The 9706-nt window shown below is 74.0% G+C and carries 8 protein-coding genes; 6 read left to right on the forward strand and 2 right to left on the reverse strand.

Features of this window, described 5'->3' with window-relative positions; translation table 11 throughout:
• Positions 1–49: 49 nt before the first annotated feature.
• The 5 genes from ACK8HX_RS06645 to ACK8HX_RS06665 all read left to right on the forward strand — a co-directional run bounded on the left by ACK8HX_RS06645 (position 50) and on the right by ACK8HX_RS06665 (position 4934).
• Entirely contained in the window at positions 50–904 is an 855-nt protein-coding gene (locus ACK8HX_RS06645) for a GNAT family N-acetyltransferase (protein ID WP_411939875.1), read from the forward strand.
• Positions 905–1012: 108 nt separating this feature from the next.
• Positions 1013–2041 carry a class II fructose-bisphosphate aldolase gene (gene fbaA / locus ACK8HX_RS06650; protein ID WP_411939876.1) on the forward strand — a complete coding sequence of 343 codons (1029 nt, stop codon included), beginning with the start codon at positions 1013–1015 and terminating at the stop codon, positions 2039–2041.
• The gene (locus tag ACK8HX_RS06655) at positions 2038–2442 is read left to right on the forward strand and encodes a DUF3151 domain-containing protein (RefSeq protein ID WP_411939877.1); all 405 of its coding nucleotides are present in this window, start codon (positions 2038–2040) and stop codon (positions 2440–2442) included. The genes fbaA and ACK8HX_RS06655 overlap by 4 nt, the downstream gene beginning before the upstream one ends.
• A 264-nt stretch (positions 2443–2706) precedes the next feature.
• Positions 2707–3486, forward strand: a complete 780-nt coding sequence (locus tag ACK8HX_RS06660) for a hypothetical protein (protein WP_411939878.1) — start codon at positions 2707–2709, stop codon at positions 3484–3486.
• A gap of 146 nt (positions 3487–3632) precedes the next feature.
• A complete protein-coding gene (locus ACK8HX_RS06665) occupies positions 3633–4934 on the forward strand; it encodes an adenylosuccinate synthase (RefSeq protein ID WP_411939879.1) in 1302 nt (433 codons plus the stop codon).
• Positions 4935–5022: 88 nt separating this feature from the next.
• Here ACK8HX_RS06665 and ACK8HX_RS06670 read toward each other — a convergent pair whose 3' ends face one another.
• A complete protein-coding gene (locus ACK8HX_RS06670) occupies positions 5023–7233 on the reverse strand; it encodes a HelD family protein (RefSeq protein WP_411939880.1) in 2211 nt (736 codons plus the stop codon).
• A 157-nt stretch (positions 7234–7390) separates the two neighbouring features.
• Here ACK8HX_RS06670 and purD point away from each other — a divergent pair, with 157 nt between their 5' ends.
• Positions 7391–8671 carry a phosphoribosylamine--glycine ligase gene (purD, locus tag ACK8HX_RS06675; RefSeq protein ID WP_411939881.1) on the forward strand — a complete coding sequence of 427 codons (1281 nt, stop codon included), beginning with the start codon at positions 7391–7393 and terminating at the stop codon, positions 8669–8671.
• A gap of 97 nt (positions 8672–8768) precedes the next feature.
• Here purD and ACK8HX_RS06680 read toward each other — a convergent pair whose 3' ends face one another.
• Complete coding sequence (locus ACK8HX_RS06680; RefSeq protein WP_411939882.1) at positions 8769–9617, reverse strand: MFS transporter; 849 nt, start codon at positions 9615–9617, stop codon at positions 8769–8771.
• Between the last annotated feature and the right edge of the window lie 89 nt (positions 9618–9706).

Raw genomic sequence — 9706 nt, forward strand, 5'->3', positions numbered from 1 at the left:
GAGCGGAAATGCGTGGTCGGGAACGGATGCGGTGCGGTGGGATGGGCCCGTGACCGACGCCCCCGACACCGCTGCCGCCGTTCCCGAGCCGGGCGCCACCGCCCGCGACCTGCGCGACCGCTTCCACGAGGAGGTCCGCCTCGCCGACCGTGACGCCGCTCCCGGCTTCGTCATCGAGCGGGACGGTCCCGTCCACCGCACGTACCCCGCCGACCCCGGCGCGGCCGGGGCGATGGTCGAGTGCCCCGAGGGCCTCGGCGAGGACCCCGAGCACTGGGTGAGCCGCCAGGCGGCGTTCTTCCGCGAGCGCGGGCAGCGGGTGGAGTGGAAGACCTACTCCTACGACGAGCCCGCCGACCTCCCGGCCCGCCTGGAGCGTCACGGCTTCGTCCCCGAGGACCACGAGGTGCTCCTGCTCGGCCGGTGCCAGGACCTCGTCCACGACGTCGCGCTCCCCGCCGGGGTGCGGCTGCGCGACATCGGGTCCGACGAGGACTGGGAGCGGGTCCGGGTGCTCTGCGACACCGTCTGGGGCACCGACACGAGCTGGATGAACGAGGCCTTCCGGGCCGAGCAGAGGTCCCGCCCGGACCTCATGACCGCCACCGTCGTCGAGGAGGTGGCCGAGGACGGCGCCCTGGGCCCGGTCGTGTCCTACGCCGTACTCCGGCTCACCGAGGGCACCTCCTTCTGTGGCCTGTGGGGCGGCTCCACCCTCGCCGCGTGGCGCGGCCGCGGCCTCTACCGCGCACTGGTCAGCCACCGGGCCCGCACGGCGCTGGACCGCGGGTACCCCCACGCGCGGGTGGACACCTCGCCGGACTCGCGCCCGATCCTCCGTCGCCTCGGGATGCACGCCGTCAGCGGGACGCGGCCGTACGTCCTCGACGCGTCGGGCGGCTGACCGCCGCGTCCTTACCGGTGGGTACGGACACCCCGGTGTCAGCCCCGGGCGATCGTGGAAGGATCGAGGCGTACCGGCACACGCCACGCCCCCTCAGAGGAGATCACCGTGCCCATCGCCACGCCCGAGGTCTACGCCGACATGCTCGACCGCGCCAAGAACGGCGCGTTCGCCTACCCGGCCATCAACATCACGTCGAGCCAGACGATCACGGCCGCGATCCGTGGCTTCGCCGAGGCCGGCTCCGACGGCATCATCCAGGTCTCCACGGGCGGGGCCGAGTACGCCTCGGGCGCGACGATCAAGGACATGGTCACCGGGTCCATCGCGCTCGCCGCCTACGCCGAGCAGGTCGCGAAGAACTACCCCGTGAACATCGCCCTGCACACCGACCACTGCCCGAAGGACAAGCTCGACGGCTTCGTCCGCCCGCTGCTCGCGGCCTCCACCGAGCGCGTCGAGGCCGGCGGCCTGCCCTACTTCCAGTCGCACATGTGGGACGGCTCGGCCGTTCCGCTCGACGAGAACCTCCAGATCGCCGAGGAGCTGCTCGAGCTGAGCCAGAAGGCGCGCACGATCCTCGAGATCGAGGTCGGCGTCGTCGGTGGTGAGGAGGACGGCGTCGAGAACGAGATCAACGAGAAGCTCTACTCGACCCCCGAGGACGCCATCGCCACGGTCAAGGCCCTCGGCGGTGGTGAGCGCGGCTACTACATGACGGCGCTGACCTTCGGCAACGTGCACGGCGTCTACAAGCCGGGCAACGTCAAGCTGCGCCCCGAGGTCCTCAAGGCCGCGCAGGAGGCCGCCGCCGGCGAGCTCGGCCTCGCCCCGGACGCCAAGCCGTTCCACCTCGTCTTCCACGGTGGCTCCGGCTCGCTCCCCGAGGAGATCGCGGCCGCGGTCGACTACGGCGTGGTGAAGATGAACATCGACACCGACACCCAGTACGCCTTCACCCGCCCGGTTGCCGACTGGATGCTGCGCCACTACGACGGCGTCCTCAAGATCGACGGCGAGGTCGGCAACAAGAAGCAGTACGACCCGCGCGCGTGGGGCAAGGAGGCCGAGGCGGCGATGGCGCAGCGCGTCGTCGAGGCGTGCCAGAACCTGCGCTCGGCCGGCACGCACGCGTGAGCGGCGACCTCCTCGGCGTCCCGCCCACCCACCTCCCCGACGACCCCGCCGCGCGGCCCCTCGGGCAGGGCGTCGCACCCGACCAGGTGGCGGCGGCGAACCCGTCGTCGTCGCTGGCGTGGGCGGTCCTCGCCGAGGACGCCCTCGGTGACGACCGACCCGTGGAGGCCTACGCGTACGCGCGCACCGGCTACCACCGCGGCCTCGACGCGCTCCGGCGCAACGGATGGCGCGGCCAGGGGCCGGTGCCGTGGGAGCACGAGCCGAACCGCGGCTTCCTGCGGGCCCTCGCGGCCCTGAGCCGGGCCGCGGGCGCCATCGGCGAGGAGGAGGAGCGGCACCGCTGCGCGGAGTTCCTCCGGGCCTCCAGCGCCACGGGCGCACGCGAGCTGGGGCTGTAGGTGCGTCCGTCGGCTGCGGTCGGCGGACACCACGAGATGGATGAAGGGCCCGGGTGCGAACACCCGGGCCCTTCCCCACAGCCGTCTTCGAGCCCTCCAGGCAGTCGGAGCGCTTCCCTCTCGCCAAGAAACGCCCCACCCGAAGGTCCCCTGCAACCTCGGCTGTGCTGGTCCATCGTGCCCCCGGGGTCGAGGATCGTGCGACACTAGGCTGCCACTGGCAGTAATCGGCCACCATCCGCAGGGGATTGGAGGTGGGTGCCGATGCCCGACCCCAGCACGTACGACGGCGGGGCCCTCCTCGTGCTCGAGGAACAGCTCCGGCGCGAGATGGCGCGCGTCGACGAGCGGCGCCGCGACCTCGAGGCGTCCCGCGAGCTGCTCGCCCGGATCACCTCGCAGGCCCTCGGCGCGCACGAGCCGATCAGCGAGCCCATCGACGACGCGCTCGCGCCCTCCGTGGTCAGCCGCCTCCTCACCGAGACGACCGGCCTGCTGCGCAACTTCGTCCTCACCATCGTCGAGGGACCGGCGCTCGACGAGGCGACGATGCGGGCGAACGAGGAGCGGATCCGGCGCGGCGAGGAGCAGCGCGCCATCTACCCGGCCACCGCGATGTCCTCGCCGCAGGGCCAGCGCTGGATGACGAGCTGGGCCGAGGTCGGGGAGGACCAGCGCATCCTCCCGACGACCGACACCGAGTTCGCGGTCTTCGGGACGGCCGCCGTCGTGGCCCTGGGCGCCTGGGACGACCCCGCGGGCGGCTACGTCGTCATCCGTGACCCCCTCGTCGTGCGGCTGTACACCTCGTACTTCGACCTCGCGTGGAGGCACGCGGTGCCGGCGCCGGTCGTGGGACACGAGTCCGGCGGTGACCCCAAGCTCGTCGAGCTGCTCGAGCTGGGGCTCAAGGACGAGGCGATCGCCCGCTACCTCGGCGTCAGCCTGCGGACCGTGCGACGCCGGGTCGCCCACCTCATGGCGGTCAACGGGGTCGACACCCGGTTCCAGCTCGGGTGGGCGCTCTCGCGGCGCCGCCGCTGACCCCGTCCGGCGGGCGGGCGCGGCTGGTCGGGTGGACGCCCGCTCGCGATAGGGTGGGGTGTACGAGGCCCCGGCGCGCGTACCCGCGAGGGGCCTTCGGCGCGCTCGGGGCCCTGCCCCGCAGCGCACGTTCGGAAGGAGCCGGGATGCCGGCGATCGTGCTGGTCGGAGCCCAGTGGGGCGACGAGGGCAAGGGCAAGGCCACCGACCTCATGGGGTCCGACGTCGACGTCGTCGTCAAGTTCAACGGCGGCAACAACGCGGGCCACACCGTCGTCATCGAGGGCGAGGACGGCACGCGCGAGAAGTACGCGCTTCACCTGCTCCCCTCCGGCATCCTCACGCCGACGGTGACGCCGGTCATCGGCAACGGCGTCGTCGTCGACCTCGAGGTGCTCTTCCAGGAGATCGACGGGCTCGAGGCCCGCGGCGTCGACACCTCCAGGCTCGTCGTCTCCGCCAACGCGCACGTCATCGCGCCCTACAACCGCACCCTGGACAAGGTCACCGAGCGCTTCCTCGGCGCCCGCCGCATCGGCACGACCGGACGCGGCATCGGGCCGACCTACGCCGACAAGATGAACCGGGTCGGCATCCGCATCCAGGACCTGTTCGACGAGGGGATCCTGCGGCAGAAGGTCGAGGCGGCCCTGGCCCTGAAGAACCAGGTGCTCGTCAAGATCTACAACACGCGCGCCGCCGAGGTCGACCGTGTCGTCGAGGAGCTGCTGTCCTACGTCGAGCGGCTGCGCCCGATGGTGGCCGACACCTCGCTCGTCCTCGAGCAGGCGCTCGACGCGGGCCAGAACGTCCTCCTCGAGGCGGGTCAGGCCACCCTGCTCGACGTCGACCACGGCACCTACCCGTTCGTCACCTCGTCGTCGGCGACCGCCGGCGGCGCCTGCACCGGGTCGGGCATCCCGCCGACCCGGGTGTCGCGCGTCATCGCCATCCTCAAGGCGTACACGACCCGCGTCGGCGAGGGCCCGTTCCCCACCGAGCTGTTCGACGACGACGGCGAGACGCTGCGCAAGACCGGCGCCGAGTACGGCACCACCACCGGTCGCCCGCGCCGCTGTGGCTGGATGGACACCGTCATCGGCCGGTACGCCACGCGGATCAACGGGGTGACCGACTTCGTCATCACCAAGCTCGACGTCCTCACCGGGTTCGAGAAGGTGCCGGTGTGCGTGGCCTACGAGGTCGACGGCGTCCGGCACGAGGAGATGCCGGTGAACCAGAGCGACTTCCACCACGCCAAACCCGTCTACGAGTGGCTCGACGGCTGGTGGGAGGACCTGTCGGAGTGCCGCACCTTCGAGTCCCTGCCGGCGGCCGCGCAGGCCTACGTGCTCCGCGTCGAGGAGCTCGTCGGGGCGCGGGTGTCGGCCATCGGGGTCGGCCCCGGGCGCCACGAGATCATCCAGCGCCACCCCCTCCTCGACTGAAGCCCCCACCTCCCCACCTGCAGCCTCGAGGGTCCGCACCGGAGCACCTCCCGTGCGGACCCTCCACCTTCTGGGGCCGTGGGCGGCGTCAGGCGGGGCGCAGGACGTGCATCCGGTGCGCCGCCCGGGTCAGCACGACGTAGAGGACGCGCACGCCGCCGGGCGACTCCTCGGTGATCGCCTCGGGGTCGACGACGACCGTCGCGTCCCACTCCAGGCCCTTCGTCGACAGCGGGTCGATGACCTGCACGCGCCCGTCGCCGGCGCCGTCGAGGGCGGCGAGCCGGTCGGCCCAGCGCGTGGCCGGGATGACCGCGATCGACCCCTCGACCTCGCCGAGCAGCTGGTGCACGGCCGACGCGGCGGCCTCGACGAGCGAGCCCTCGACGACCCGGTCGACGGGCTCGACCCCGGTCTCGCGGACCGCGTCCGGGATGTCGGCGTCCGGAACGAGCGGGAGGATGACGTCGCGCGCGTGGTCGAAGATCTCGCGGGCGTTGCGGTAGTTCGTGTCCATGTGGAAGGCACGGCGCTCCTGCCCGGTGAAGGCCTCCTCGCGGGCGCGGCCGGCCTCGGCGAGGTCGCCCCACGACGCCTGCGCCGCGTCACCGACGACGGTCCACGACGCCGACCGGCCGCGACGCGCGAGCATCCGCCACTGCATCGGCGAGAGGTCCTGGGCCTCGTCGACGAGGACGTGGGCGTAGCCGGACGCCCGGTCGATCCGCCCCTGCAGCAGGCGCTCCCGCGCGTCAGCCGGCGTGATGACGGCGGCGCCGGGCTCGTCGAGCACCCGGCGGTCGACGCCCGCCCGAACGTCGGTGACGCCGTACGAGGAGAGGTCGTCGAGCTCCTCGATGTCGTAGAACCCGACGTCCTCGCGCTCGGTCTCCTGCACGGAGCCGAGGCGGGCGACGAGGTCGTCGACGAGCGCGGCGTCGGAGACCGACCACGTCCCGAGCTCGAGCGCCTCGCGGTAGGAGTAGGCGATCGCCGCGCCCTCCTCCTGGTCGAGGACGCCGCGCGAGACGGCGTAGACGTGGTCGGTGTCGGCGAGGGTGAGGAGCAGCTCGCGCGGGTCGAGCTGGCGCCACCAGGACGCCATGAACTCGTCGACGTCGCGGGAGCCGTCGAAGGCGTCGAGGAACGCGTCGCGCTCGCCCTGGCGCACCGAGCGCCACGCGGCCTCGGCGAGGGCGCTGCGTGCGGCGTCGGTGGCGAGGTTGTGCTGGTGGCCGCGCAGGACCTCCGAGCGCACCCGCCGCAGGACCGGCTCGTCGAGGCGGACGGCGTGGCCGGCGACGAAGGCCCGGAACTCGCGCGGCGCGCCCTCCGGCGCTCGCGAGGCGATGCGCCCCAGGAGGCGCCGGATCCGCAGCGAGCCCTTGATCGCGGCGACCTCGGGAGAGTCGACGCGCGTGGCCGTCATCCCGTCGACGAGGTCGCCCAGCGCGCGCAGGGCCACCGACTCCTCGCCCAGGCTCGGCAGGACGCGCTCGATGTAGGCGGTGTAGGCGGCGGACGGCCCGACGACGAGGATGCCGCCGTTCTCGAACCGGCGCCGCTCGGAGTACAGCAGGTAGGCCGCGCGGTGCAGCGCGACGACGGTCTTGCCGGTGCCCGGCCCGCCGGTGATCTCGGTGACGCCGCGTGATGCCGCGCGGATGGCCTCGTCCTGGTGGCGCTGGATCGTCGCGACGATGTCGCGCATCTGCCGGCCGCGGCTGCGGGTGAGCGCTGCGATGAGGGCACCGTCGCCGAGGACGACGATGTCGTCGGGGGCCTCGGGGACCATGAGGTCGTCCTCGGCGCCGATGACGGTGGCGCCCTTGCAGCGCAGGACCCGGCGGCGCAGCACACCCATCGGGTCGACGGGGGTGGCGCGGTAGAACGCGGAGGCGGCGGGCGCCCTCCAGTCGACGACGAGCGGCTCGTAGTCGTCGTCACGCACGCCGAGACGGCCGATGTAGCGGACCTCGCGCTCGGCGGCAGTGGACCCCTCGGCGCCGAGGTCGAGGCGGCCGAAGACGAGCCCCTCGTACTGCTTCTCGATCATCGAGCGGCGGCGGGCGGCGGCGTACACGAGGGCGTCCCGCTCGAACAGCCCGGTCATCTCCTCGTCGCGGACGTCACCGGTGCGGTCGGTGCGGCCGCGGGCGAGGCCGTCGGCCTCGACGTCCGCGGCGCGGCGGGTGGCCTTCTCGAGCTCGCCGTAGACCCGGTCGACGTGCGCCTGCTCGTGGGCGATCTCGGCCTCGACGTCGGGTGAGGTGTCGGGAACCGGGTGGGGGGCGGTCACGGGGCGAGGTCTCCTGGGGTGCAGCGGCGGTGCGCGTGGCGCTGGCCACGGAACTCACCAGTCTAGGCGCCGGGGCGCGCGGCCCGTGGCAGGTCCGGCCAACGGATGGCGGACGCGGCGCGGTGGCGTCGACCCGTGCGCCCTAGGATCGGGGCCCGTGAAGGTACTCGTCGTCGGGTCCGGGGCCCGCGAGCACGCCATCGTCCGCTCCCTCGTCCTCGACCCGTCGGTCGACGAGGTCGTCGCAGCCCCCGGCAACCCGGGCATCGCCGCAATCGCCGCGTGCGAGCCCGTCGAGGGCGGGGTGAGCAGTCCCGAGGGTGTCGTGGCGCTCGCGACGCGGGTCGGGGCCGACCTCGTCGTCATCGGGCCGGAGGCGCCGCTGGTCGCGGGGGTCGCCGACGCGGTGCGCGCGGCCGGCATCGCCTGCTTCGGCCCGTCGGCGGAGGCGGCGCGGCTCGAGGGCAGCAAGGCGTTCGCCAAGGAGGTCATGTCCGCGGCCGAGGTGCCGACCGGGCTCGCCCACCTCTGCACGACCGTCGAGGAGGTGGAGGAGGCGCTCGACGCGCTGGGCGCTCCGCACGTCGTCAAGGAGGACGGGCTCGCCGCCGGCAAGGGGGTCGTCGTCACCGACTCGCGCGAGGACGCCCTCGAGCACGCGCGCGCCTGCCTGGCGAAGGAGGGCGGCGCCGTCGTCGTCGAGGAGTTCCTCGACGGCCCCGAGGTGTCGCTCTTCGTCCTCTCCGACGGGGCCGTCGTCGTGCCGCTCTCGCCGGCCCAGGACTTCAAGCGGGTCGGCGACGACGACGCCGGCCCGAACACCGGGGGCATGGGCGCGTACAGCCCGCTCGACTGGGCGCCCGCCGGTCTCGTCGACGACGTCGTGGCGCGGATCGCCCAGCCCGTCGTCGACGAGATGCGCCGGCGCGGCACACCGTTCGCCGGCGTCCTCTACGTCGGGCTGGCGCTGACGGCGCGCGGACCCCGGGTCATCGAGTTCAACGCGCGCTTCGGCGACCCCGAGACCCAGGTGGTCCTCGCCCGCCTGCTGACGCCGCTCGGTGGGGTGCTGCGGGCCGCCGCCGAGGGACGGCTGGAGTCGGTGCCCGCACTGCGCTGGTCGCCCGACCACGCCGTGACCGTCGTCGTCGCCGCAGAGTCCTACCCGGGAACGCCGCGCACGGGCGACGTCATCAGCGGGTCCGACGCGGTCGCGGGCGAACCCGACGCGTTCGTCCTCCACGCCGGCACCGCCCTGGACGAGGAGGGCCGGCTCGTGTCGGCCGGCGGGCGGGTCCTCTCGGTCGTCGCCACCGGGAGGACGCTGGCGGAGGCACGCCGGCGCGTCTACGCGGCGGTCGACGGGATCGGCCTCGACGGCTCGCACCACCGGCGCGACATCGCCCTCAAGGCCGAGCAGGGCCTCGTCACCGCCTGATCCCGCCACCTCAACCGCGACCTACCGCCTGGTAGGTGCTGTGATCACAGCCTTGACCAGGCGGTAGGTCGCGGTCCGGGCGGCCGGGGGATGCCGGTCAGGGCAGCGGGTGGGGGCGGGTGCGGCCGGCCGCGAGGGCGACACCGAGGGCCGTCACGCCACCGGTCGCCATGAGCGCCGCGAACGCCCCGCCGGTGACCCCGTCGCCGAGGAGGGCGACGACGGCCCCGGCGAGGGCGGTCGAGAGCGCGACGCCGGTCGAGACGGCCAGCCCCTGGGCGGCGCTGACCCGACCGTGCTCGGCGGCCGGGGCCTGCTCGAGGAGCTCGGTGGACACGGTCGGCGACACGATGCCCATGCCGGTCGCGGCGAGCGCCCAGCCGGCCATCCCGGCGACGAGGCCGATGGCGTCGAGGGCGAGCAGCACCGGCCCGATCGAGCCGAGCGCGATGAGGGCACCGCCCACCCGGAGCCGCTCGGCCGCCGGACGCGCCTGCGCCCAGGTCGTGCTGTTGCCCCACGACCCGGCGGCCCACAGCACGCCGGTCACGGTGAGCGAGATGCCCGCGACCGCTGTCGTGGCGCCCCGGGTCTCGACGAGCATGAGCGGCAGGACGCCGCCGATCGCGGTGAAGGCCGCCGACACGAGGAGCCGGGTCGCGATGACGGCCGGGACGCCGCGCGCGAGCCGGGCGGTGCCCGCGGGCAGGGCCCTCGAGGCGGCGCCGAGGACGACGAGCACGCCGGCCGCGATGGCGGTGGCCCCGAGCAGGCGGGTCGAGGGCTCCCCGAGCCACGGGGCGGTGAAGGTCGTGACGGCGAGCCCGGCGGCGAGGAGGAGCGAGGCGGTGACCCGGCGACGGTGGCCGGCGCCGTCGTCCTCCACGCCGTCGCCCGGGTGCGTGCGGCGCAGCGCGGACCGGATGGGGACGAGCGCGAGGGGCACGACGACGAGCGGTGAACCGCCCCGGGTTTGGTGGAGGGTCCTGACCTCTTCAGGGAGGCTGGAGTCATGCCCGCACCGAGGAAGTACAG

Origin of the sequence: Oryzobacter faecalis, assembly GCF_046764005.1 — a bacterium.
Taxonomy (GTDB): domain Bacteria; phylum Actinomycetota; class Actinomycetes; order Actinomycetales; family Dermatophilaceae; genus Oryzobacter; species Oryzobacter faecalis.

Coding starts and splice junctions, on each gene's coding strand:
- ACK8HX_RS06660 (WP_411939878.1), top strand. CDS start 2,707: ATGCCCGACCCCAGCACGTACGACGGCGGGGCCCTCCTCGTGCTCGAG.
- ACK8HX_RS06665 (WP_411939879.1), top strand. CDS start 3,633: ATGCCGGCGATCGTGCTGGTCGGAGCCCAGTGGGGCGACGAGGGCAAG.